Here is a 23,826-nt window from a genome sequence, read left to right as displayed (position 1 = left end):
TCGCACGGCAGGTGCCTCCGCGGCGGCCCGCGCCGGAACGCCCTACGGCACCAGCACCAGCTTTCCCCGGACGTGACCCGTCTCGCTGAGCTCCTGCGCCCGCGCCGCCTCCTTCAGCGGCAGCGTGTCCGCGTGCCGCAGGCGCAGCGTGCCCGCGAGGACGCCCTCCGCCTGTGCGGTCAGCCAGGCACGCACCCGGTCGAAGTCCGGACCCGGAACGCTGAACGCGATGCCGTGCTCGGCCGCGTCCGTCGCGGCGATCGTCGCGATCCGCTCCTTGGGCGCCACGCCCTCCCCGCCGAGCAGCCCGATGGCGACCGGCAGCACCCCGTGCCCCGCCGCGTCGAAGACCGCGTCGACGCCCCGCGGCGCGGCGGCCCGCACCCGGTCGGCGAGCCCGTCGCCGTACTCGACCGGGATCGCCCCGAGTCCGCGCAGGTAGGCGTGGTTGGAGACGGAGGCCGAGCCGACGACCGTGACGCCGGCGGCGACCGCCAGCTGGACGGCTATGGTGCCGACGATGCCGGCCGCGCCGTGCAGGAACAGCGTCTCGCCCTCCCGTACCCCGATCTGCTCCAGGACCCGGGCCGCGGTCTCGCCGGCGACCGGCAGACCCACCGCCGCCTCCCAGGACAGGCCGGCCGGCTTCGGCAGGACGTCGGTGGCGAGGGCGTACCGGGCGTACCCGCCGGACTTCGCCCAGCCGAACACCTCGTCGCCGACGGCGAGTCCGGTGACGCCCTCGCCGATCGCGTCGACCGTGCCGGCCACCTCGATCCCCGGCACGGCGGGGAAGGTCGTCGGGTAGATCGCCTCCATCAGGCCCCTGCGCGTCTTCCAGTCCACCGGGTTGACGCCCGCCGCGGCCACCCGCAGCCGCACCTCGCCGGGGCCCGGTTCCGGCACCTCCGCGCCGGTCTCGTACCGCAGCACCTCGGGGCCGCCGAACTCCTCGAACACGATCGCTTCCATCGTCGCCATGTCGTCCTCCGTATCAGCGCGTTCGCTTCTCGACGTGACCAAGACTCCGCCCGGCGACACCGGTTCCCCGCCCTCCCTCCGGCCAGTCCCGCCTGTCCGAAAGACCAGCCGCCCCCGTCCGCCCGCTGACTAGGCTGGCCGTCATGGACGCGCTCACGCTGACCACCGCGTACGAGATCCTCCGCATGCCGCTCGACCGGCTCCTCGCGCAGCTCTCCGCCACGCTCGCCCCGTTCGTTCCGCACGTCGGAGCGGCCGAACTCTCCACGCACTGCGCGCACTCGCCGTTCAAGAGGACCGGGGAGGCCGACGGGTTCACCGCCGCCGACCTCGCGCCGCTGCTCGCCGCGGGGGTGCCCGGGGAGCCCTGGCAGGGGACGGCCCCGCTCGGGGGACGCACGCGCACGGTGCTCGCGGTGACGAGCGGCGCCACCGCCCGCCACTCGCTCCTGGTCCTGCTCCGCGAGGACGGCTCCGCGCCCGTGGGACCCGGCGAACTCGCCCTGGCGCAGGCCCTGTGGGACCTGGTGACCAGCCATCTCGACCGGTTCGCGGTCGAGGCCATGCCGGGGGCGCTGGCCCGTTCCCGCACCGCCGCCGACACGCGCGCGCGTGTCATCGCCGAGCTGACCACCTCCCACGCGGCGGCCGTCTCCGGCGTCCTGTCGGTGCTCCGCAGCCGGACCCTGGACGACGCGACGGCCCGGGCGGCCGCCACCGACCTCGCCGCCACCGCGCTCCTGGAGATCCGGTCCGCCCGGCAGCAGGACCGCGCGGTCGCGGAGGAGTCCGCGCGCGCCGCCTTCGGCCGGCTCGCCGACGAACTGCGGACGGTCTTCCGGCACCACGCGGTACGGCTCGAACTCGGCCCGCCGGACAGCGGCCCCTCGCTCCCCGCCGACCTCGCGCACAGCGCCCGCGCGATCGTCCGGGCGCTGCTGCCGATCGTCCTGGAGCAGGAGGGCGTGAGCCGGGTGCACGTCGGCTGGCGGCTCACCGGGCACGAACTGCTGGCCACCGTCCGCGACGACGGCCCCGGCGTCCTCGCCGCCTGCGACGTCGGCGCGGGCACGGTGCGGGACCGGCTGGACGTCCTCGGCGGCCGGATCGAGCTGGAGACCGTACCCGGCTGGGGCACCACCATGACAGCGGTCCTGCCGCTGGCCACGCCGGACGCCCCGGCCGGGGCGGCGCATCCGCTGACGACCCTGGGCGAGCGGGAGATCGAGGTCCTGCGCCACCTGGCCCTCGGCCACCGCAACCGCCACATCGCCGGGGAGCTGCACATCAGCGAGTCCACGGTGAAGTTCCACGTGGCGAACATCCTCGGCAAGCTCGGCGTCGCCTCCCGCGGCGAGGCGGCGGCCCTCTTCCACGCGGCGGCGTAGTCCCCGAGTGGGTGCCTCGGGTGGACGTCCCGGGCGGGCGTCCCGGGTGAGTGCCTCGGGCGGGTGTCCCAGGTGGGCGGCCCAAGTGAGTGTCCCGGGTGGGCGGCCCAAGGCAGCACCCCCAGACCCCGCCCCAAGACCCCGCCCCGGGACCCCCGCCCGGAACGGCGCGTCCCCGCCGGATGTCGTGGCCCTCCCCTGTCAGTGGCGGATGCCAGACTCGCACCCATGAGCGAGAGGTGGGCGCTGGCCCCGGAGCCGGAAGGGCAGGGTGAGGGCGTCGTCCTCGTCCCCCTCCGGCCGGACGGCGCGCCCGCCGGGGAGGTGCGTCGCGAGGCCGACCTGGTCGCGGCCGTGCGGGCCCGGCCCGAGGTGACGCGCTGGGTGTGGCGGTCGACGGCCGAGGTGTACCCGCGGCTGCTCGCCGCCGGCGTCCGCGTCGAGCGGTGCTACGACGTCGAGGACGCCGAGCAGCTGCTCCTCGGCCACGAGGGCCGTCTCGGCGAGCCCCGCTCGGCCGCCGCCGCGTGGGCCCGGCTGCGGAACGCGCCGGTGCCGCCCGACCCGCCGCAGCGCATGGCCGAGCCCGGTTCCCAGGACTCCCTCTTCGAGCCGAGGCCGGTCGCCTCCGTCCCCTTCGACGGCCTCCTCGCGGTCTACGCGGAGCAGCAGCGCCGGCACGACCGGGCCGAGCACCCGGGCAGGATGCGGCTGCTCACCGCCGCCGAGTCGGCCGGGATGCTGGTCGCCGCCGAGATGCACCGGGCCGGGCTGCCGTGGCGGGCCGACGTGCACCGGGACCTGCTGCACGAGCTGCTGGGCGAGCGGTACGCGGGCGGGGGCGAGCCGCGCCGCCTCGCGGAGCTGGCGGACGAGGTGTCGGCCGCCTTCGGCCGCCGGGTCAGACCCGACCTGCCGGCGGACGTGGTGAAGGCCTTCGCCGGGGCCGGCATCCGGCTGCGGTCCACCCGCCGCTGGGAGCTGGAGGAGATCGACCATCCGGCGGTGAAGCCGCTGATCGCCTACAAGAAGCTGTACCGGATCTGGACCGCGCACGGCTGGTCCTGGCTGGCGGACTGGGTGCGCGACGGCCGGTTCCGGCCGGAGTACCTGCCGGGCGGCACGGTCAGCGGCCGCTGGACGACCAACGGCGGCGGGGCGCTCCAGATCCCGAAGGTGATCCGGCGGGCGGTCGTCGCCGACGAGGGCTGGCGGCTCGTGGTCGCGGACGCCGACCAGATGGAGCCGCGGGTGCTCGCCGCGATCTCCCGCGACCCGGGCCTGATGGAGGTCGCCGGCCACCCGGACGACCTCTACACCCGGCTGTCCGACCGGGCGTTCTCCGGCGACCGGGACCACGCCAAGATCGCCCTGCTGGGCGCGGTCTACGGCCAGACCAGCGGTGACGGCCTGAAGAACCTGGCGGCGCTGCGCCGCCGCTTCCCCCGCGCGGTGGCCTATGTCGACGAGGCGGCGAAGGCCGGCGAGGAGGGGCGGCTCGTCCGCACCTGGCTGGGCCGCACCAGTCCGAGGGCGGCCGGCGCGGGCGACGACGGCGAGGCGGGCCTCCCCCAGGAGGGCCCCGAGCAGTCCGCCTCCGAGGACGGCTTCACCCCCGGGTACGCCTCCGGCAACGCGCGGGCCCGCGGCCGGTTCACCCGTAACTTCGTCGTCCAGGGCAGCGCCGCCGACTGGGCCCTGCTGATGCTGGCGGCCCTGCGCCGCACGCTCTCCGCCGCCGGCATGCGGGCCGAGCTGGTCTTCTTCCAGCACGACGAGGTGATCGTGCACTGCCCGCGGGAGGAGGCCCCCGCGGTGGCGGAGGCGATCCGGGCGGCGGGCGACGAGGCGGGCCGGATCGCGTTCGGGACCACCCCGGTCCGCTTCCCGTTCACGACGGCGACGGTGGAGCGGTACGCGGACGCCAAGTAGCGCCCGGGCACCGCTCGTTCCCTCGTGGGAACCCCGTCGTCGCCCCTACTTCGCGGGCAGCTTCGCCCACTTCGGGTCGAGGGCGATCGTCTTCAGCTGCTCCAGGGTGAGCGCGGGCTCGGCCCGGGTGGCCGCCTCGTGCTGCGCGCCGGTGTTGAAGGCGGAGACGACGACCCGGAAGCCGTCCTTCGTCATCGTGTCGGCGGTCCACCAGACGACGCCCTCGCCGCCCTTCTCGCCGGGCTGCCGGGTCAGCTTGACCCTGCGGCCGTCGGGGAGGGTGGTGACGTCGCCGGAGCCGTAGAGCTGGTCGGCGACGTCGTCCATGCCGTACTGGACGTTGACCTGGACGAGGCTCTTGCCCTTGCCGTCGTCGACGACGACGAAGGCGAAGTCGCCCTCCCCGCCCTTGTCGACGACCTTCAGCCCCTTGGGCAGCAGGGCGCCCAGGGTGGCGGGGACGCCGTTGCCGACGATCTGCGGCGGCGCCTTGCGGACCACGCCGGGCTTGCCCGGCCGGGCGGGCGCGGTGGGCAGCTGCGGGATCTGCTCCAGGAGGGGCCGCCACGCCTCGGTGGTGACGAGCGCCTTGAGCTGGGCGGCGGTGAAGGGCGGGGTCTCGCGGCTGATCGCGGCGCCCTTCTCGGCGGGGGCGTTGTACTCGCTGGCGTCGACGAGGAAGCCGTCCTTGGTGAGCAGCACGGCCCGCCAGTTCTTGGTCTCCTCGCGCCCGTCGGAGTACTCGTACCCCTGGAAGACCATCCACCGGGAGCCGTCGCCGAGCCGTCCCGTGTCGCAGTCGTCGAAGCGGACGTAGGCCCTCTCGGGGCAGGTCACCATGTCGACGCCGGCGTCGGGGGCGCGGCCGGCCCGGGAGAGGAAGACGCCGACGGCGGCTTCCCCCTTGCCGTCGTCGAAGTACCCGCCGACGCCCTGGCCGGTGCCGTCGAGATCGTCGAACCGCCACTGTCCGGCGGGGGTGTGGGCCTTGAGGACGTCCGCGATCCGGGAGAGCGGGATCTCGGCCTCGCCGGGCTTCAGCGTCCCGGCGTCCGGCTTCGCGGTCTCCCCGTCCGCCTGCGCGGTCCCCCCGGTCGGCTTCGCGGTCTCCCCCGGCGTCCCGCCGCGCTCGGGCGCCGCCGCCACGGACGCCTTGCCGGCCGGGCCCTCGGGGGTGACGACGGTGCCGGCGTACACGCCGCCGACGCCGATGGCGGCGAGCGCGAGGGCGCCGCCGGTGACGGCGAGCCTGCGGCGCAGCAGCCGGCGGCGGCCTCGGGCGAGACCGCCGGAGACCAGCCCGGGCCGGCTGTCGACGGGGAAGCTCTCGCCGGTGGTGCGCAGGGCGGAGCCGAGTTCGCCGAGGAACTCCGCCTCGGAGTCGTGGTGTTCGTGCTGGGGCATGACGAGGTAGCCCTCTCTGCTTCGGAAGTACGGGAAGGGGAAAGGAGGTTGCCTGGACGAGCCGGTCAGGACGCCGGGACGCCGTTACGCCGGGACGCCGTTACGCCGGCACCTCGACCCGGCGGCGGCGCGGTGACCGGGTGACCGTCGGCACGGCGGCCGACCCGCCGACCCGTCGGCACGGTGGTCGTCCGCCCGGTGGCCGCCGGGGCTCAGTGGGTGGCGAACTCGGCGATGCTGCCGCCGAGTCGACGCCGCAGCTTGCCGAGCGCCCGCGTGGAGCGGGTGCGGACGGCCGCCGAGCTGGTGTGCAGGACGTCGGCGGTCTCCTCGACGCTGCGGTCCTCCCAGTAGCGCAGCACCACGACCGCCCGGTCCTTCGGGGGCAGTGCGGCGAGCGCGTCGAGGAGGGCGATCCGCAGCAACGGGTCGCTGCCGTCGTCCGGGGTGTGGTCGGGCAGTTCACCCAGCGGGCGCTCGGTCGCGGAGCGTCGCCGCTGGTGGCTGAGGAACGTGCGGACGAGCACGGTCTGGGCGTACGCGGCGGGGTTGCCGATCCGGGACACCCTCCCCCAGAGTGCGTACATCTTCCCCAGCGTCTCCTGCGTGAGGTCCTCGGCGAGGTGGACGTCCCCGCTGGTCAGCAGGCAGGCCGAGCGAAACAGCTGGCCCGTGCGCGCCGAGGCGAACTCCAGGAACTCGTCCGCGCGGGACGTTCTCATGCCCCTCCTCTCCCTTGGCGGTCGGTCGCGAGCGGTCACCGGGGGTCGCCCTGCGCGACCGCCGCGCTCGCTGTCGTGCCGTACACCCCTTCGACGCGGCGGAGGCGGAGAAATGTTTCATCGAACTCGCCCCGAAACGCATCCGAAGAAGCGGAATCGGGTAATCCTGTTGGTATGAACACTCTCAGCGCGGAGATCCTGGCCGCTGGGGTCTGGCAGTCAGGTCTGGGTCAAGTACTCGGCGGCCTCGTTCTCGTCGCCATCCTCATCGCGGCCTTCTGGCTCGGTTACCGGGTCCGCACCCGCGAGTCCCGGCCACCGCAGCCCGACGAACAACCGCACCGCCCGGACACCGGGGCGATCCCCGGCGAGATGTCCGAGTACCGCCGGGGGACCGAGATGCCGCACACCGACGGCGAGCACCGGCTCATGCCGTACCAGCTCAAGGACGGCGGCGGCACCGAGACCTCGCCGACGCCGCCGACCGAGGAGAAGCGCAAGTGGGGCGGGATCTCCAGCGGCGGCTTCGGCAGCGGAGGCACCGGACACGGCGACTGACGTGCACACCACCACACGGGACCGGCTCCGGGCGATGGCCCTCGGCCTGCTCGGCTCCGCCCACGAGGCGGACCGGGCGGTACGGACCACGGAGCGCGTCCTCGCCTCGTACGGCCCCGGCCCCGGAGCACGCCGGGGCCCCGGCCCCGTGCCCGACCCGGGCCCACCCCCGGAGGCCGTCCTGGCCCGGGTCTGCCTCGGCAGGCTCCGGGCCCGCGAAGCGCGCCGCACCGACCCCTGGGACCCCTGGGCGGACACGCCGGACACCCTCGGACCGACCCCGGCGGAGCGTCTCGTCCTCGTCCTCCACGACCTCTTCGGCGTCCCGTACGAGACCCTCGCCATCGTCCTGGAACGCGCCCCGGCGGCCGTCCGCCAGATCGGCGCCCGTGCCAGGGCCCGGGTCCGGGGCACCGAGGAGATGCCCGCCGCCGACCCGGTGCGCCTCCGCGCCGCCGTCGACGCGGTCCTCGCCGCCGCCAGGGAAGGCGACACGGCGGCCCTGCGCGCCCTCCTCGACCCCGACGCCGTCCTGCGCGCCGACTCGGGAGCCGTACGCGGCGGGGTCCGCCCCGCCCACGGCGCCCCGGCCGTCGCCCGCGTCCTCGCGGCCCGCGCGGCGGTGGCCCGCCCGATCCTGGTGGACGGCGCCCCGGCCCTGGTCGCCGCCCCCGACGCGGTCTACGTCTTCACGGCCCCGGCCGGCCCGATCACCTCGGTGGACGTCCTGGCGGACCCGCCCCACGTCTCCCGCCTGGCGATCACCACCTGACCGTCGGCCGCCCACCTGCCCGGCGGCCGACACCACCCGCCGCCACCGCCTAGTCGGCGGCCGACCCGTCGACCCTCCGCCCGGCCCGCTCGGCGATGTGCCCCGGTACGGCCCCGGCCAGCCCGACCGGCAGCGCGGGATCGGGCACCGGCGTCCCGAAGGTGGTCACGACCGGCAGCACCCCCGCCCACAGCCCCAGCCCGGCGTCCTCGGAGTCGCCGTCGTCCGGCGGTCCGCTCCGCGTCTTCACCGACGCCTCGGCGAGATCGAGCGCGAGCAGCGAGGTGGCCGCCAGCTCCTTCCGGCTGGGCTGCCGCACGTACTCCCACTGCCCCGGGCTGCTCTGCTCGGTCAGCGCCCGCAGCCCCCGCAGCTTCTCCTCCGGGTCGGTCACCACCTCGGGAACGCCGTAGATCATCGCGCACCGGTAGTTCACCCCGTGCTCGAACACCGACCGCGCCAGCACCAGCCCGTCCACGTGCGTCACGGTCACGCACACCGTGCTCCCCGGGGCCCGCACCAGACTCCGGCTGGCCACCGACCCGTGCACGTACAGCCGCTCGCCGTCGACCCCGTAGGCCGTGGGCACCACCATCGGCACGCCGTCCACGGTCACCCCGAGGTGACAGAGCCACCCGGCCGCCAGGACGGCGTCCAGGTCCTCCCGCCGGTGCGACCCCTTCTCCCGCATCCGCCGCAACCGAGTCCGCTCGGTCGCCGCGATCTCTCCCTCGCCCACGCTTCCCCCCAACTCCCGACACGGGCCGCTCGCGCTCGGCTGCGGCGCCGCGTCCCCGGAACCACGAAACCCCAGGTCGGATGAGATCCGACCTGGGGTTCCACGTGAGCCGCCTTCGGGATTCGAACCCGAGACCTACGCATTACGAGTGCGTTGCTCTGGCCAACTGAGCTAAGGCGGCGCGTTGCGCAGCACCATGGTGGTGCAGCAGCGTCGCCAAGTCTACACAGTTTCCGGGGGTGCTTTGACCAGGGGCGGAGGGGGTGGGGGCGGGGGTCAGGAGCAGCGCTTGGCGGGGGCGGGCGGGGTGCCTTCGAGGAGGTAGGCGTTGATGGCGGTGTCGACGCAGGCGCTGCCGCGGCCGTAGGCGGTGTGGCCGTCGCCCTCGTAGGTGAGGAGGGTGCCGGAGGAGAGCTGGTCGGCGAGGGACTCGGCCCACTTGTAGGGGGTGGCCGGGTCGCGGGTGGTGCCGACGACGAGGATGGGGGCGGCGCCGTCGGCGGTGATGCGGTGGGGACGGCCGGTGGCCCGGGACGGCCAGTAGGTGCAGTTCAGGGCCGCCCAGGCGAGACCCGTGCCGAAGACCGGGGAGGCCTGGTCGAAGGAGGGGGCGGCCCGCCGCGCACCGGCCGGGTCCCGGTAGGCGGGAGGCAGGTCGAGGCAGTTCACGGCGGCGTTGGCGAACATGAGGTTCGCGTACGAGCCGTCCGGCTCCCGCTCGTAGTAGCTGTCGGCGAGCGCGAGCAGCGCCGAGCCCTCGCCGCCGATCGCCCGGGTCAGGGCCTCCCGCAGCTGCGGCCAGGCGCCCTCGTCGTACATGGCCGCGATGACGCCGGTGGTCGCCAGGGACTCGCCGAGCTCGCGGCTCTCGCCGGTGGGCACGGGCGTGGTGTCGACGTCGCGGAAGAACTTCCTCAGGGCCTCCCCGGCCGCCGCCGCCGACCCGGTGCCGAGGGGGCAGTCGGGCAGGGTGACGCAGTCGGCGGCGAAGGCGCGGAACGCGGTCTCGAAGCCGGCCGTCTGGTCCCGGTTGAGGTCGAGCGCCGAGAGGGACGGGTCCATCGCGCCGTCGAGGACGAGCCGGCCCACCCGCCCGGGGAACAGCTCGGCGTAGGTCGCGCCGAGGAAGGTGCCGTACGAGGCGCCGACGTAGTGCAGCTTCGCGTCGCCCAGCACCGCCCGCAGGATGTCCATGTCACGGGCCGTCTCCACGGTGGAGACGTGCGGCAGGACCGCGCCGGTGCGCTTCTCGCACCCGGCCGCGAACCGCTGGAACGAGGCGGCCAGCGCGTCGACCTCCGCCTGGTCGTCCGGCGTCTGGTCGACCTGGGTGTACGCGTCCATCTCCGGGCCCGTCAGGCAGTCGACCGGCTCGCTGCGGCCGACGCCGCGCGGGTCGACGGCCACCATGTCGTAGCGGGCCCGCACCGGCTCGGGATAGCCGATCCCCGCGTATCCCTGGAGGTAGTCGACGGCCGAGCCGCCCGGCCCGCCCGGATTCACCAGCAGCGAGCCGATCCGCTCCCCGGGCCCGCTCGCCCGCACCCGGGAGACGGCGAGCCGCACCTCGGGCCCGTCGGGCTTCGCGTAGTCCAGCGGGGCCCGCAGCGTCGCGCACTGGAAGTCGGGGACGCCGCAGTCCCGCCAGGACAGCTTCTGGCCGTAGTACTTCCTCAGCGCCTCGGGCGAGGGCGAGGGCGAGGCGACCTGCCGCGCCGGTCCGGACCCCGGGCCCTCGGGGGCGGCCGCGCCGCTCCCGCCCGTACAGCCGGAGAGGATCAGTCCGGCCGCGGCCAGCGCCGTGGCGGAGATGCGGAGGAGACGCCTGGAGTCCATGTCCCGGAGCGTATCGGGACGAGTACGGAACGTGTCCAATCGTGTGCGGCGGGTGTCACCCGCCCCCGCGGCACTCCCCGGCACCCCCGCCGCCCCCGGCACTCAGTCGCGCAGCGCCATCGTCATCGCCTCCACCGCGAGCAGCGGCGCCACGTTCCGCTCCAGGGCGCGGCGGCAGGCGAGGACGGCCTCCACCCGGCGCAGGGTCCGCTCCGGGGTGGTGTCGCGGGCGATCCGCTCCACCGCGTCCCGCACGTCCTCGTTGGCCAACGCCGAGCGGGTGCCCAGCTGGAGCGTCAGCACGTCCCGGTAGAAGCCGGTCAGGTCGGTGAGGGCGAGGTCCAGGCTGTCGAGCTGGGTGCGCCGGCCGCGGCGCTTCTGCTTCTCCTCCAGCTCCTTCATCATCCCGGCGGTGCCGCGCGGCATCCGCCCGCCCTGGACGGCCCCGAGCGCCGCCTTCAGCTCCTCGGTCTCCTTGGTGTCGACCTCCTCGGCGACCTGCTTCGCGTCCTCCGCCGCCGCGTCCACCAGCTCCTGGGCGGCTCTGAGGCAGCCGCCGATGTCCGCCACCCGCAGCGGCATCTTGAGGACGACGGCGCGGCGCGCTCTGGCCCGCTCGTCCGTGGCGAGCCGTCGGGCCCGGTCGACGTGCCCCTGGGTGGCCCGGGCCGCGGCGTGGGCGGTCTCCGGCTCGATGCCGTCGCGCCGGATCAGCACGTCGGCGACGGCCTCGACCGGCGGGGTGCGCAGGGTGAGGTGGCGGCAGCGGGACCGGATCGTCGGCAGCACGTCCTCGACGGAGGGCGCGCAGAGCAGCCAGACGGTGCGGGGGGCGGGCTCCTCGACGGCCTTCAGGACGGCGTTGGCCGACTTCTCGTTGAGCCGCTCGGCGTCGGTGACGAGGATGACCTGCCACCGGCCGTTGGCCGGGGAGGTGAAGGACTTGCGGACCGTGTCGCGCATGTCCTTGACGAGGATCTCGGTGCCGACGGCGGAGACCGTCGTCACGTCGGCGTGCGTGCCGATCAGCGTGGTGTGGCACCCGGTGCAGAAGCCGCAGCCCGGCGCCCCGCCGAGCGCCCGGTCCGGGCTCACGCACTGGAGGGCGGCCGCGAACGCCCGGGCGGCGTCGACCCGGCCCGCGCCGGGCGGGCCGGTGAAGAGCCAGGCGTGCGTCATCTTCGACGCCTCGGGGTCGGGCTCGCCGGCGGCGTGGGCGGTGACCAGCGCGTCGGCGTCCCGCGCGGCGGCGGCGAGCTGCTCCTCGACCCGCTCCTGTCCGACCAGGTCGTCCCATACGGCCATGTCTGCCCCTCCTGAAGGTACGCCCTCCATTGTGGGGCAGCCGACTGACAACCCGGTCCTGCGCGCGGCCCGCCCCGGGCGGGCCCGGGGCCGGGCGGCGGATCGACCCCGACCCCACGCCCCGGCCCCGGCCGGAAACCGGCTAGTCGTCCGACTCGTCCTCGTAGCCGCCGAACAGCTCGTCGGCGAGGGTCGGCAGGTCGTCGAGCGGGGTCTCCTCGGCCCAGTCCGAGCGGCGGCGCGGCCGACCCTTCTCGTCGAGCTGCGGCAGCTCGCGGGTGACGTCGTTCGCCCCCGCGCCGCCGGCGCCCCGCGCGTCCCGCTGCTCCCGGGCGTCCCGCTCGTCCCGGAAGAACTCGCGCGGCACCCGGTCCGCCGGGTCCGTCCGCCGCTCGTCCCGTACGGGCGGGAGCACGGCGGTCTCGTCGGCCGCGCGGTCGCGGACCTGCGGCAGGACCGCCGTCTCGGCCTCGGGGCGGCGCGGGTCCTCCGGGCGGACGACCGGCGTCGGCACGGTGACCTCGTTCGGCGAGACGGCGGACGCGCCGCCCGCCGCCGGAGCCGTACCGGAGCCGCCCCCGGAGGTCGTGCCGGAGTCCTTGTCGAGCTTCACGACCGGCGTCTGGACCGTGATCTCATTGGCCGACTCCTCGGCGGCGGCCCGCTCGGCGGCGGCCCGCTCGGCGGCCGCGCGCTCGGCGGCGGCCTTCCGCGCCGCCGCGGCGGCCTCGGCGGCGGCCCTCGCCGCCGCCTCCTCGGCGGCCTTCGCCGCCGCGGCCGCTGCCGCGAGGCGACGGGCCTCCTCCGCGCGGAGCAGGGCCTCCTCCGCCTTGCGCTGCTTCTCCTGGCGGAGCGCCTCGGCCTCGGCGCGGAGCCTGGCCTCCTCCTCGGCCTGCTTGCGGAGGCGTTCCTCCTCCTCGCGGCGGGCCTTCTCCTCGGCCGCGATCCGGCGGGCCTCCTCCTCGGCCGCGATCCGGGCCTCCTCGGCCTTCCGCCGGGCCTCCTCCGCCTGCCGCTCGGCCTCCAGGCGGCGCGCCTCCTCCTCCTCGCGGCGCTTGCGCTCCTCCTCCTCGGCCCGCAGCCTGGCGAGCTGTTCCTGGCGCTCGCGCTCCAGGCGCTCCTCCTCGGCCTTGCGGGCGGCCTCTTCCTCGGCCTTGCGCCGCGCCTCCTCCTCGGCCTTGCGGCGGGCCTCCTCGGCGGCCTTCACCTCGGCCTCGGAGAGGGGCAGCATCCGGTCGAGCCGGTGGCGTACGACGGTGGTGACGGCCTCGGGCTCCTGACCGGCGTCGACGACGAGGTAGCGGCTCGAGTCGGCGGCGGCGAGGGCGAGGAAACCGGCCCGCACGCGCGCGTGGAACTCGGGCGGCTCCGACTCCAGCCGGTCCGGCGCCTCCGTGAACCGCTCCCGGGCGGTCTCCGGCGAGACGTCGAGGAGGACCGTCAGGTTCGGTACGAGACCGCCGGTCGCCCAGCGGGAGATGCGGGCGATCTCGGTCGGGGAGAGGTCGCGGCCGGCGCCCTGGTAGGCGACGGACGAGTCGATGTAGCGGTCGCTGATGACGATGGCGCCCCGCTCCAGGGCGGGCCGGACCAGCGAGTCGACGTGCTCGGCGCGGTCCGCGGCGTACAGCAGCGCCTCGGCGCGGTGGGAGAGCCCGGCCGAGGAGACGTCGAGCAGGATCGAGCGGAGCCGCTTGCCGATGGGGGTGGCGCCGGGCTCGCGGGTGACGACGACCTCGTGGCCCTTGGCGCGGATCCAGTCGGCGAGCGCCTGGACCTGGGTGGACTTGCCGGCGCCGTCGCCGCCCTCCAGGGCGATGAAGAAGCCGGTGGCGGCCGGGGCCTGGGCGGGGTCGGCGCCGCGCAGCGCGTCCCGCAGGTCGCGGCGGAGCGGCACGCCGGCGCGGTCGTCGGTCTTGGCGAGGACGAGCGCGGCGACGGGCAGCAGCAGGGCGCCGACGAGGGCGAGGGTGAAGGCGGCGCCGCCGTGGTCGAAGACGAACGTGCCGGAGTCGGAGACGAGCCGGTGCGGGCCGATCGCCGCGGCGAGCAGCGGCGCGGCGAGCGCGCCGAGGGCGATGCCGACGCGCGCGGTCGCCTGGAGGTGCGCTGTGGTGCGCTCCCGCCGCGGCTCCTCGGTCTCCTGGTCGATCAGGACGTGGCCGGTGTTGGCGGCGACGCCCGCCGCGTATCCGGCGAGGGCGGCGAGGAGCAGCACGGTCGCGGTGTCGGGCACGAGGCCGACCGCGATCAGGGCGACGCCGGTGACGGCGACGGCGAGGGCGAGCAGCCGGCGCCGGGAGAGCACCGGAAGCACGGAGCGGGCGGTGCGGATGCCGACGGCGGTGGAGCCGCTGAGCGCGAGGACGAGCAGCGCGTAGGTGACGGGCCCGCCGCCGAGGTCGAAGGCGTGCAGCGCGGCGAGCGAGGCGGCCGCGGCGACGGCTCCGGCGACGGTGGCGCAGGCCAGGACGAGCAGCGGTACGGCTCCGGTGCGGCCCTTGTCGGCTCCCGTGCCCTTGCCGGCGGGGCGGCGCAGCCCCTCCAGCGGCGAGCGCGGGCGCGGGGTCTGCCCGCCGGGCAGGGTGATCGCGGCGAGGACGCTGACGGAGGCGGCGAAGAGGCCGGCGGCGACGTAGGAGCCGAGGGCGGCCTGGTGGAGCGAGAACCACTCGATGCCGGAGCCGAGCAGGTTGCCGATCAGGGTGGCGGCGAGCAGGACGGCGGCGGCGGCCGGGACGGCGAGGAAGGCGGTGCGCTGGGTGAGCGTGCGCAGCGCGCCGAGGTGGTCGGGGAGCGGCCGGACGGCGTCGCCCTCGACGGGCGCGGCGGGCAGCAGCGCGGGGGCGGCGCCGTCGCGGCAGACGGTCCAGAGGCGCTCGGCGGCACCGGTCAGGAAGACGGTGCCGAGCAGGAACCACAGGGCGTTGCCGGGGGTCCAGTCGATCCACAGGGGCGCGACGACGAGGAGCGCGATCCGCAGCCCGTCGGCGCCGATCATGGTCCACCGCCGGTCGAGGGCGGCGCCGGGCGCGGTCAGGGTGGTGAGCGGGCCGAGCAGCACGGCGCCGAGGAGGACGGTGGCGAGCAGCCGGGCGCCGACGACGGCGGCCACGGCGAGGGCCGCGCCCCGGTACCCCCCGCCGAACGCGCCCTCGGTCAGCGCGGCCTGGAGGCCGAGCAGGACGAGGACGAGGAGGCCGAGGGCGTCGCCTACCCCGCCGACGACCTGTGCGCTCCACAGCCGGCGCAGCGGCTGGTGGCGTACGAGGGCCTTCACGGCCCGCTCCCGGGAATCCGCGACGAGGGCCGCGTCGAAGACGGGGGCGGCGCCGGGGGCGGGTGCGGCTTCGGAGTCGCCCAGAAGCTCTGGCTGCTCTGCTCGCGTCATCCGTCCACCCTATCCGGACGGCCTGGCTCACCGGGTCCACAGCCGAACAAACGTAGGAAGGGCGGGAGCCTCGGCTCCCGCCCTTCCTCACGACCCCGCCGACCGTCCGGACCGCTCCGGCTCGGCCGCCGCGGTCTACTCCGGCTTGGCCGCCGCGGTCTTCTTCGCGGCGGCGGTGGTCTTCTTCGCGGCCGTCGTCGTCTTCTTCGCGGCGGTCTTCTTGGCCGTGGTGGTCTTCTTCGCCGCCGTCTTCGTGGCGGTGGCCTTCTTCGCCGGGGCCTTCTTCGCCGGGGCCTTCTTGGCGGTCTTCTTCGCCGGGGTCTTGGCGCGCTTCTCGGCGAGGAGCTCGTAGCCGCGCTCGGGCGTGATCGTCTCGACGCTGTCGCCGGTGCGCAGGGTCGCGTTGGTCTCGCCGTCGGTCACGTACGGGCCGAAGCGGCCGTCCTTGACGACCACGGGCTTCTCGCTGACGGGGTCGGTGCCGAGCTCCTTCAGCGGCGGCTTGGCGGCGGCCCGGCCACGCTGCTTGGGCTGGGCGTAGATCGCCAGCGCCTCCTCCAGCGTGATGCTGAAGAGCTGGTCCTCGCTGGTCAGCGACCGCGAGTCGGTGCCCTTCTTCAGGTACGGGCCGTACCGGCCGTTCTGCGCGGTGATCTCGACGCCCTCGGCGTCGGCGCCGACCACGCGCGGCAGCGACATCAGCTGGAGGGCCTGCTCCAGGGTGACCGTGTCGAGGGCCATGTCCTTGAAGAGGGAGGCGGTGCGCGGCTTGACCGCGTTCTTGCCGGTCTTCGGGGTGTCCTCGGGCAGGATCTCGGTGACGTACGGGCCGTACCGGCCGGCCTTGGCGACGATCTGGTGGCCGCTGACCGGGTCGGTGCCCAGCTCGAAGTCGCCGCTCGGCTTGGCGAGCAGCTCCTCCGCGTACGCGACGGTGAGCTCGTCGGGCGCGAGGTCCTCGGGGACGTCGGCCTTCTGGTAGCCCTCCTGCTCCCGCTCGCCGCGCTCGACGTAGGCGCCGTAGCGGCCGACGCGGAGCACGATGCCGTCGCCGACGGGGAAGGAGGAGATCTCGCGGGCGTCGATGGCGCCGAGGTCGGTGACGAGCTCCTTGAGGCCGCCGAGGTGGTCGCCGTCGCCGTTGCCGGCGTCGGCGGCGCCGCCCGTCGCGGCCCCTTCGCCCTCGCCGAAGTAGAAGCGCTTCAGCCACGGCACGGACTGGGCCTCGCCGCGGGCGATGCGGTCGAGGTCGTCCTCCATCCTGGCGGTGAAGTCGTAGTCGACGAGCCGGCCGAAGTGCTTCTCCAGGAGGTTGACCACGGCGAAGGAGAGGAAGGACGGCACGAGGGCCGTGCCCTTCTTGAAGACGTAGCCGCGGTCGAGGATGGTGCCGATGATCGAGGCGTACGTCGACGGGCGGCCGATCTCGCGCTCTTCCAGCTCCTTGACCAGGGTGGCCTCGGTGTAGCGGGCGGGCGGCTTGGTGGCGTGGCCGTCGGCGGTGATCTCCTCGGCGGCGAGCGCGTCGCCCTCGGCGACCTGCGGGAGGCGCCGCTCGCGGTCGTCGAGCTCCGCGTTCGGATCGTCGGCGCCCTCCACGTAGGCCTTCATGAAGCCGTGGAAGGTGATGGTCTTGCCGGAGGCCGAGAACTCGGCGTCACGGCCGTCGGCGGAGGTGCCGCCGATCTTCACGGTGACCGAGTTGCCGGTGGCGTCCTTCATCTGAGAGGCGACGGTCCGCTTCCAGATGAGCTCGTAGAGGCGGAACTGGTCGCCGCTGAGGCCGGTCTCGGCCGGCGTGCGGAAACGATCGCCCGAGGGACGGATCGCCTCGTGCGCCTCCTGCGCGTTCTTGACCTTGCCGGCGTAGACGCGCGGCTTCTCCGGCAGGTAGTCGGCGCCGTACAGCTGCGTCACCTGGGCGCGCGCGGCGGCCACGGCGGTGTCGGAGAGCACGGTGGAGTCCGTACGCATGTAGGTGATGAAGCCGTTCTCGTACAGCTTCTGCGCCACCTGCATGGTCGCCTTCGCGCCGAAGCCGAGCTTGCGGCTGGCCTCCTGCTGGAGGGTGGTGGTGCGGAAGGGCGCGTACGGGGAGCGGCGGTACGGCTTCGACTCGACCGAGCGGACGGTGAAGCGGGTGTCGGCGAGGGAGGCCGCGAGCGCGTGGGCCTTCTCCTCGTCCAGGTGGAGCACGGCCTCGCTCTTCAGCCGGCCGTCGGCACCGAAGTCACGGCCCTGCGCGACGCGCTTGCCGTCGACCGCGGCCAGGCGGGCGGTGAGGGAGGAGGGGTCGGAGGGGTCGCCGGCGCGGCCGGTGGAGAAGGTGCCGGTGAGGTCCCAGTACTCGGCGGAGCGGAAGGCGATGCGCTCGCGCTCTCGCTCGACGACCAGCCGGGTGGCGACGGACTGCACGCGGCCGGCGGAGAGGCCGCGCATGACCTTCTTCCACAGGACCGGGGAGACCTCGTAGCCGTAGAGCCGGTCGAGGATGCGGCGGGTCTCCTGGGCGTCGACCATCCGCTTGTTCAGCTCGCGCGGGTTGGCGACGGCGGCCTGGATCGCGTCCTTGGTGATCTCGTGGAAGACCATCCGGTGGACGGGGACCTTCGGCTTGAGGACTTCCTGCAGGTGCCACGCGATGGCCTCGCCCTCGCGGTCCTCATCGGTGGCGAGGAAGAGCTCGTCGGACTCGGCCAGCAGGTCCTTGAGCTTCTTGACCTGCGCCTTCTTGTCCGCGTTCACGACGTAGATGGGCTGGAAGTCGTGCTCGACGTCGACGCCGAGGCGGCGCACCTCGCCGGTGTACTTCTCGGGCACCTCCGCGGCACCGCTGGGGAGGTCGCGGATGTGCCCGACGCTCGCCTCGACGACGTAGCCGGGGCCGAGGTAGCCCTTGATCGTCTTCGCCTTGGCAGGCGACTCGACGATGACGAGTCGGCGGCCGCCGTGTGCGGTCTCGCTGGTCGGGGACAACTTCGCTCTTCTCTCCGGTCGACGCGGTCTGCGCTGGCACGCACGTCAGCGACACGCACGGTGACGCTGGCGTCGCTGCGGAGTGTGACGGTACAACCCGCCCCCGTGTCAAACAGGGAAAGCCCGCAACGGCCACTCGAACGGTAACCCGACTCCTGCCCTTCCTGCCGCCCGGACTGCCGGACCGGCGGGGCGACCGGGTGTGGAGCGCGTCTCAGCCGGTGTCGCTCGCGGCGGCTCAGAGGCGGCCGAAGCACCAGACGCCGAGGGCGAGGAAGGCCGCCCCGGAGAGGCCCGCGAAGGCGGCGGCGGCGCGGGGCGCGACGCCGAGCGCGACGGGCTCGCCGTGCCGGACCCGGACCGTGGTCCACAGCAGCAGAGCGCCTCCGAACAGCGTGAACGCCGTTCCCGCGAAGATCGCCGGCCCGCTCTCCATGCCCGTACCCGCTTCCCGTCCCGGCGCCGTACCCGCGGGGTGTTCCTCTCCCCGAAGTGTCCTGAGGAGGAGGCTGACAGCTTCCGGCGTCGAGGACGCGAATTCCGGGTGAACGACGCGGGCCGGGCCGTCCGGTTTCACGAAGATGGCCGGTAGTGCCCCACTACTCCAGGATCCCTCCGGGCTCTTCCGGAGGGATCCTGGAGCACTCCGGGGCTCTTCCGGAGGGATCCTGGAGCACTCCGGGACTACTCCGCGGCGCGCTCCCCCTCCGGAAGGAGGGACTCCGGCGTGAGGAAGCCCTCCTCGACCAGGAGGCGGATGGCCTGCGGGGTGCGGTCCCGCAGCACCACCGGGTCCTCGCCCATGAGCTGGGCGATCGCGTCGAGGATCCGGCCGGCGCTGAGGGAGCCGTCGCAGACACCCGCGAAGCCGGCGCCCACGTGGTCGACCCGGGTGGCGCGGCGCATGCCCCGGTTCTGGCGGAGGACGACGTGCTCGGGGTCCTCGGCGCCGGGCAGCCCGACCTGCTCCTGGACGACCTCGGGGGCGAGGGTGAAGCTGTCCGCGAGCAGGGCCGCGTCGTCGTGGGTGCGCAGGTAGTCCTGGCGCTCGAAGTGGGCGCGGACCGTCGGGCCGAGCGGCTGCTCCACGGGGTGCGGCCACTCCTCGATCACGATCGACGGCTCGGCCTTCCCGGCGGCCACCGCCGGGTCGCGCCGCAGCGTGATCCAGCCGAAGCCGATGGACCGGGTCCCGCTCGCCTCGAAGGCGTCCAGCCAGCGGTCGTACGCCGCCCGGTAGGCCTCGGGGTCGCCCCGGTGGTCGCCGCTGTCGCGCAGCCACAGCTCGGTGTACTGGGTGATGTCCTGCACCTCGCGCTGGACGATCCAGGCGTCGCAGCCGCGCGGCACCCAGGAGCGGAGCCGGTCCTGCCACTCCTCGCCGTCGACGTGCTGCCAGTTGGCGAGGAACTGCGCGTACCCCCCGTCGTTCAGCCGCTCGCCGGCCTGCTGGACGAGGGCCCGGCACAGGTCGTCGCCGCTCATCCCGCCGTCCCGGTAGGTGAGTCCGGCACCGGGGGAGATCACGAACGGCGGGTTGGAGACGACCAGGTCGTACGTGTCGCCGTCCACCGGCTCGTAGAGCGAGCCCTCCAGGAGCTCGGCCTCGCGGGCCCCGGAGAGGGCGAGCGTCAGCCGGGTGAAGTCCAGCGCCCGGGAGTTGAGGTCGGTAGCGGTGACGAGGGTGGAGTGCCGGGAGGCGTGCAGGGCCTGGATGCCGGAGCCGGTGCCGAGGTCGAGCGCGGCCGCGACCGGGGTGCGGACGGTGATGCCGGCGAGGGTGGTGGAGGCGCCGCCGACGCCGAGGACGACCCCCTCCTCCTTGCTGCCGATCCCGCCGGCGCCCCCGACGGCGCAGCCCAGGTCGGAGACGATGAACCAGTCCTCGCCCTCCGGGCCGCCGTACGGCCGCACGTCGACGGTCGCCCGTACGGCACCGTCCTCCGCCACCACCCAGCCGTCGGCCAGGGCCTCCTCCAGCGGGAGGGCGGCGGCGGCGCGGGCGGACTCGACGGCCTCCTGGAGCAGGAAGAGCCGGACGAGGGTCTCCAGCGGGGAGTCGCCGCGGGTGGCGCGCAGGGCGGGCACGGTCTCGCTGCGGGCGAGCGCCGCGTAGGCGGGGGCGCCGAGCAGGTCGAGCAGACCGTCGGCGGTGAAGTCCGCGGCGAGCAGGGCCTCGCGCAGTCGGGCGGCGTGCGCGGGCACCGGAAGGCTGGTGGTCAGGCTGGTCGTACTCACGTGCTCCATTGTGACGGCCGCCACCGGCAACCCGGCCATCGACAGCCCGACGGCCGGCCGGGGAGTGCCCGGAACCGGCCGCGGCCCGTACGGCTTCCGCGGGTGCTGCGACTCCGTGGGTTCTACGACTCCGCGGAGGCCGAGGCCTTCGCCTTCGGCGAGGCAGAGGCGGGGGCCTTCGCCTTCGGCGAGGCGGAGGTGGTGGGCGCGACCGTGGCTCCCGCCTTCGGGGAGGCGGAGCCGGACGGCGTCTTCGGGACCGCAGGGGTCGGCTTCTGGCAGCCCGGCTGCTTGGCCATGGCCTGGCCCAGCTCGCCGTCCTCCAGGTTGGCCAGCGCGTTCTGGTCCATCTTCTCGATCTTGGTGAGGCCGTCGGCGACGTTCTTCAGGCCCTCGGCGAACTTCTGCTGGTTCGTCGGGTCGAGCGCGTCGACCTGCTTCTTCAGCCCGTCGTAGGCGACGGCGGTCGCGTTGAGCTCCGCGATGACGTCCTTCTGGACCTTCTCGCCGTTCTCGACCGGCGGGACGCCGGCGCTCTCCACGGCCTTGGCCAGCGCCCGGTCGGCGTCCGCGATGTCCTTGAACGCCTTGGAGTCGGCGGCCTGGATCTCCGCCGGACGGCTGTCGGCCGCGGTCGAGATGATGATCTGGTGGGCGTCGGCCCGCTTCTGGATCTGCGGCTTCGCCTGGTCGCAGAACGACTTGGCCCAGTCGTTGACCTTGTCGCCCTCGTCGTCGCTGCAACCGGACAGCACGAGCACCAGTACCGCACCGCCGGACAGCGCTGCCGCAAGCTTCTTGTTCACCGGATCGGTCCCTTCCAAGACTCTCGGCCCCGGAACATACACGCCGCGCGGGTGACTTCCACCTTTCGTACGATGGATTCATCCCGTGTTGAATCCGTTTGACCCAAGCGGCGCCCGGCCTCCGGGCGGTCCTCCCGTCCGGGAAATGAGACGGACGCCACGTCAGGCGACGGCCACCGGACGCCGCTTGGAGGCACGGACCGCGAGGGTCACCACGAGCAGCGCCAGGACGGCGATCCCGGCCCTCACCCAGGGGTTCGCGTCCTCTCCGTGGCCGAAGCGCACCACGGCGGGGGCGATCAGCAGCGCCACCAGGTTCATCACCTTCAGGAGCGGGTTGATCGCCGGCCCGGCGGTGTCCTTGAACGGGTCGCCGACGGTGTCGCCGATCACCGTCGCCTCGTGTGCCGGGCTGCCCTTGCCGCCGTGGTTCCCGTCCTCGACCAGCTTCTTCGCGTTGTCCCACGCGCCGCCGGAGTTGGCGAGGAAGACCGCCATCAGCGCGCCGGTGCCGATCGCCCCCGCGAGGTACGCGCCGAGCGGGCCGACGCCGAGCGCGAAGCCGACCGCCACGGGGGCGGTGACGGCGAGCAGCCCGGGCGTGGTGAGCTCGCGCAGCGCGTCCTTGGTGCAGATGTCGACGACCCGCCCGTACTCGGGGGTCTCGGTGCCGTCCATGATGCCGGGGTGCTCGCGGAACTGCCGCCGCACCTCGTACACCACCGAACCGGCCGACCGGGAGACCGCGTTGACGGCCAGTCCGGAGAAGAGGAACACGACGGCCGCGCCGAGGATCAGCCCGACCAGGTTGTTGGGCTGGGAGATGTCCATGGAGAGTGTCAGCTCCCCGGCCTTCGCGCCGACCTCGGCGACGGAGGTGGCGATGGCGTCCCGGTACGAACCGAAGAGCGCGGCGGCGGCGAGGACGGCGGTCGCGATCGCGATGCCCTTGGTGATCGCCTTGGTGGTGTTGCCGACGGCGTCCAGCTCGGTGAGGACCTGCGCCCCGGCGCCCCTGACCTCCCCGGACATCTCCGCGATGCCCTGCGCGTTGTCGGCGACCGGCCCGAAGGTGTCCATGGCGACGATCACGCCGACCGTGGTGAGCAGCCCGGTTCCGGCGAGTGCGACCGCGAAGAGCGCCAGCATCACGGAGGCGCCGCCGAGCAGGAAGGCCCCGTAGACGGCGAGGGCGATGAGCAGCGCCGCGTACACCGCGGACTCCAGGCCGATGGCGACGCCGGCGAGGACCACGGTGGCGGGGCCGGTGAGCGCGGAGCGCCCGATGTCCTGGACGGGCCGGCGGCCGGTCTCCGTGAAGTAGCCGGTGAGCCGCTGGATGAGCGCGGCGAGCACGATCCCGATGGCGACGGCGACCAGGGCGAGGACCCGCGGGTCGCCGTCGTGCTCGTTCAGACCCGGTTCGGTGACTCCGGCCAGCTCGGCGTAGGAGGACGGCAGATAGACGAAGGCCGCGACGGCGACGAGCACGAGGGAGACGACCGCGGAGACGAAGAAGCCCCGGTCGACGGCGCGCATCCCGCCGCGGTCGGAGCGCCGGGGCGCGACGGCGAGGACGCCGATCACGGCGGTGAGGACGCCGATCGCGGGCACGATCAGCGGGAAGACCAGGCCGTGGTCGCCGAAGGCGGCCTTGCCGAGGATGAGGGCGGCGACCAGGGTGACGGCGTACGACTCGAAGAGGTCGGCGGCCATGCCCGCGCAGTCGCCGACGTTGTCGCCCACGTTGTCGGCGATGGTGGCGGCGTTGCGCGGGTCGTCCTCGGGGATGCCCTGCTCGACCTTGCCGACGAGGTCGGCACCGACGTCGGCGGCCTTGGTGAAGATGCCTCCGCCGACCCTCATGAACATGGCGATGAGGGCGGCGCCGAGGCCGAAGCCCTCCAGGACCTTGGGCGCGTCGGCGGCGTAGACGAGGACGACGCAGGCGGCGCCGAGCAGCCCGAGTCCGACCGTGCACATGCCGACCACCCCGCCGGTGCGGAAGGCGATCCGCAGGGCCCGGTGGGCGGCCTCCACGGGGTCCCGGCCCGGTTCGCCGGGGGCCGGCGCGGCCTCCCGGGCGGCGGCCGCGACCCGGACGTTGGCCCGGACGGCGAGCCGCATCCCGACGTAGCCGGTGAGCGCCGAGAACAACGCCCCGACCAGGAAGAACAGCGAGCGGCCGGCCCGCTGCGACCACGAGTCGGCGGGCAGCGCCAGGAGCAGGAGGAAGACGATGACGGCGAACAGCGCGATGGTGCGCAGCTGGCGGGCGAGATAGGCGTTGGCGCCCTCCTGCACGGCGGCGGCGATCCGCCGCATCGCCGGGGTGCCCTCGTCGGCCTTGAGGACCTGCCGGCCGAAGAGCCGGGCGGTGAACAGCGCGGCGAGGGCGACCCCGGCGATGACGGCGACGATCGTCCGGTTCCCGCTGGTGAGCACCGCCGCGGCGAGGACGGCGGGGGCCTGGGCCATTTCCGGTTCCGGGTGCATGGGCACGGATCATAGGGATCCGAACCATGACGAACCGCCTTCCGGAGGCGGCACCCCGGCGGAATCCATCGATTGCTTCGAAGGCGGACGAAAACAGCGCGTAGGGCAGGCGCGGCGTACGGCAACGGGAAGCAGGGCCTACGGAAGACGGGGCGTACGGGAGGCGGGGCGTACGGAAGACGGGCTTAGAGGTCCTAACAGAAGCTGTTGATCATGTGACTGTCGGCTTGGTTGCTCGTTGGTCTCTTCGTGGCGAAGAGGAGCTCCCGGCCGTGGATCGTG

Annotated in this window: 16 protein-coding genes and 1 tRNA gene; 4 read left to right on the top strand and 13 right to left on the bottom strand. The window is 74.5% G+C overall.

What is annotated here, in order from left to right; translation table 11 throughout:
- Window positions 1–42: 42 nt before the first annotated feature.
- Entirely contained in the window at window positions 43–972 is a 930-nt protein-coding gene (locus tag ACFQ8C_RS19055) for an NADP-dependent oxidoreductase (protein WP_383458724.1), read from the bottom strand.
- 152 nt (window positions 973–1,124) lie between these two features.
- Between ACFQ8C_RS19055 and ACFQ8C_RS19050 the strand changes: the two genes are divergently transcribed.
- Together ACFQ8C_RS19050 and ACFQ8C_RS19045 are read left to right on the top strand one after the other, a co-directional pair.
- The gene (locus ACFQ8C_RS19050) at window positions 1,125–2,369 is read left to right on the top strand and encodes a LuxR C-terminal-related transcriptional regulator (protein WP_383458677.1); all 1,245 of its coding nucleotides are present in this window, start codon (window positions 1,125–1,127) and stop codon (window positions 2,367–2,369) included.
- A gap of 228 nt (window positions 2,370–2,597) precedes the next feature.
- The gene (locus ACFQ8C_RS19045) at window positions 2,598–4,301 is read left to right on the top strand and encodes a bifunctional 3'-5' exonuclease/DNA polymerase (protein WP_383458674.1); all 1,704 of its coding nucleotides are present in this window, start codon (window positions 2,598–2,600) and stop codon (window positions 4,299–4,301) included.
- A 45-nt stretch (window positions 4,302–4,346) separates the two neighbouring features.
- Here the strand turns inward: ACFQ8C_RS19045 and ACFQ8C_RS19040 are convergent, their stop codons facing one another.
- Window positions 4,347–5,705, bottom strand: coding sequence for a hypothetical protein (locus ACFQ8C_RS19040; RefSeq protein ID WP_383458672.1), 1,359 nt, complete (start codon window positions 5,703–5,705; stop codon window positions 4,347–4,349).
- Window positions 5,706–5,917: 212 nt separating this feature from the next.
- Complete coding sequence (locus tag ACFQ8C_RS19035; RefSeq protein WP_383458669.1) at window positions 5,918–6,427, bottom strand: SigE family RNA polymerase sigma factor; 510 nt, start codon at window positions 6,425–6,427, stop codon at window positions 5,918–5,920.
- 174 nt (window positions 6,428–6,601) lie between these two features.
- Between ACFQ8C_RS19035 and ACFQ8C_RS19030 the strand changes: the two genes are divergently transcribed.
- The gene (locus tag ACFQ8C_RS19030) at window positions 6,602–6,985 is read left to right on the top strand and encodes a DUF6479 family protein (RefSeq protein WP_383458667.1); all 384 of its coding nucleotides are present in this window, start codon (window positions 6,602–6,604) and stop codon (window positions 6,983–6,985) included.
- A 1-nt stretch (window position 6,986) separates the two neighbouring features.
- Complete coding sequence (locus ACFQ8C_RS19025) at window positions 6,987–7,757, top strand: RNA polymerase subunit sigma-70 (RefSeq protein ID WP_383458666.1); 771 nt, start codon at window positions 6,987–6,989, stop codon at window positions 7,755–7,757.
- Window positions 7,758–7,806: 49 nt separating this feature from the next.
- Here the strand turns inward: ACFQ8C_RS19025 and ACFQ8C_RS19020 are convergent, their stop codons facing one another.
- From ACFQ8C_RS19020 to ACFQ8C_RS18975, 10 genes are all read right to left on the bottom strand, one after another.
- Window positions 7,807–8,448, bottom strand: coding sequence for a pyridoxamine 5'-phosphate oxidase family protein (locus ACFQ8C_RS19020; protein ID WP_383458721.1), 642 nt, complete (start codon window positions 8,446–8,448; stop codon window positions 7,807–7,809).
- Window positions 8,449–8,603: 155 nt separating this feature from the next.
- Window positions 8,604–8,677: transfer RNA gene (locus ACFQ8C_RS19015), tRNA-Thr, on the bottom strand.
- 95 nt (window positions 8,678–8,772) lie between these two features.
- Window positions 8,773–10,332 (bottom strand): alpha/beta hydrolase, encoded by a 1,560-nt coding sequence (locus ACFQ8C_RS19010; RefSeq protein ID WP_383458663.1) that lies wholly within the window; start codon window positions 10,330–10,332, stop codon window positions 8,773–8,775.
- 102 nt (window positions 10,333–10,434) lie between these two features.
- Window positions 10,435–11,637, bottom strand: a complete 1,203-nt coding sequence (locus ACFQ8C_RS19005) for a DNA polymerase III subunit delta' (protein ID WP_383458660.1) — start codon at window positions 11,635–11,637, stop codon at window positions 10,435–10,437.
- 142 nt (window positions 11,638–11,779) lie between these two features.
- A complete protein-coding gene (gene tmk, locus ACFQ8C_RS19000) occupies window positions 11,780–15,028 on the bottom strand; it encodes a dTMP kinase (RefSeq protein WP_383458657.1) in 3,249 nt (1,082 codons plus the stop codon).
- Window positions 15,029–15,163: 135 nt separating this feature from the next.
- Window positions 15,164–18,004 carry a type I DNA topoisomerase gene (gene topA, locus ACFQ8C_RS18995; RefSeq protein WP_383458654.1) on the bottom strand — a complete coding sequence of 947 codons (2,841 nt, stop codon included), beginning with the start codon at window positions 18,002–18,004 and terminating at the stop codon, window positions 15,164–15,166.
- A gap of 238 nt (window positions 18,005–18,242) precedes the next feature.
- Window positions 18,243–18,440 carry a hypothetical protein gene (locus ACFQ8C_RS18990; protein ID WP_383458651.1) on the bottom strand — a complete coding sequence of 66 codons (198 nt, stop codon included), beginning with the start codon at window positions 18,438–18,440 and terminating at the stop codon, window positions 18,243–18,245.
- A 248-nt stretch (window positions 18,441–18,688) separates the two neighbouring features.
- Complete coding sequence (locus ACFQ8C_RS18985; protein ID WP_383458648.1) at window positions 18,689–20,251, bottom strand: methyltransferase; 1,563 nt, start codon at window positions 20,249–20,251, stop codon at window positions 18,689–18,691.
- A 113-nt stretch (window positions 20,252–20,364) separates the two neighbouring features.
- Entirely contained in the window at window positions 20,365–21,048 is a 684-nt protein-coding gene (locus ACFQ8C_RS18980) for a small secreted protein (protein WP_383458645.1), read from the bottom strand.
- Between the two features lie 162 nt (window positions 21,049–21,210).
- Complete coding sequence (locus tag ACFQ8C_RS18975; RefSeq protein ID WP_383458641.1) at window positions 21,211–23,544, bottom strand: sodium-translocating pyrophosphatase; 2,334 nt, start codon at window positions 23,542–23,544, stop codon at window positions 21,211–21,213.
- Window positions 23,545–23,826: the final 282 nt, after the last annotated feature.

Origin of the sequence: Streptomyces sp. NPDC056503 (assembly GCF_042794995.1) — a bacterium.
In the GTDB taxonomy this organism is placed as follows: domain Bacteria; phylum Actinomycetota; class Actinomycetes; order Streptomycetales; family Streptomycetaceae; genus Streptomyces.
Note: the sequence above shows the minus strand (reverse complement) of the source record. Positions and strands in the feature narration are given on the sequence as shown.

Excerpts from the sequence above, each read along its gene's own strand:
- ACFQ8C_RS19055 (WP_383458724.1), bottom strand. The coding sequence starts at position 972 with ATGGAAGCGATCGTGTTCGAGGAGTTCGGCGGCCCCGAGGTGCTGCGG.
- ACFQ8C_RS19050 (WP_383458677.1), top strand. The coding sequence starts at position 1,125 with ATGGACGCGCTCACGCTGACCACCGCGTACGAGATCCTCCGCATGCCG.
- ACFQ8C_RS19045 (WP_383458674.1), top strand. The coding sequence starts at position 2,598 with ATGAGCGAGAGGTGGGCGCTGGCCCCGGAGCCGGAAGGGCAGGGTGAG.
- ACFQ8C_RS19040 (WP_383458672.1), bottom strand. The coding sequence starts at position 5,705 with ATGCCCCAGCACGAACACCACGACTCCGAGGCGGAGTTCCTCGGCGAA.
- ACFQ8C_RS19035 (WP_383458669.1), bottom strand. The coding sequence starts at position 6,427 with ATGAGAACGTCCCGCGCGGACGAGTTCCTGGAGTTCGCCTCGGCGCGC.
- ACFQ8C_RS19030 (WP_383458667.1), top strand. The coding sequence starts at position 6,602 with ATGAACACTCTCAGCGCGGAGATCCTGGCCGCTGGGGTCTGGCAGTCA.
- ACFQ8C_RS19020 (WP_383458721.1), bottom strand. The coding sequence starts at position 8,448 with ATGCGGGAGAAGGGGTCGCACCGGCGGGAGGACCTGGACGCCGTCCTG.
- ACFQ8C_RS19010 (WP_383458663.1), bottom strand. The coding sequence starts at position 10,332 with ATGGACTCCAGGCGTCTCCTCCGCATCTCCGCCACGGCGCTGGCCGCG.
- ACFQ8C_RS19005 (WP_383458660.1), bottom strand. The coding sequence starts at position 11,637 with ATGGCCGTATGGGACGACCTGGTCGGACAGGAGCGGGTCGAGGAGCAG.
- tmk (WP_383458657.1), bottom strand. The coding sequence starts at position 15,028 with ATGACGCGAGCAGAGCAGCCAGAGCTTCTGGGCGACTCCGAAGCCGCA.
- ACFQ8C_RS18990 (WP_383458651.1), bottom strand. The coding sequence starts at position 18,440 with ATGGAGAGCGGGCCGGCGATCTTCGCGGGAACGGCGTTCACGCTGTTC.
- ACFQ8C_RS18985 (WP_383458648.1), bottom strand. The coding sequence starts at position 20,251 with ATGGAGCACGTGAGTACGACCAGCCTGACCACCAGCCTTCCGGTGCCC.
- ACFQ8C_RS18975 (WP_383458641.1), bottom strand. The coding sequence starts at position 23,544 with ATGCACCCGGAACCGGAAATGGCCCAGGCCCCCGCCGTCCTCGCCGCG.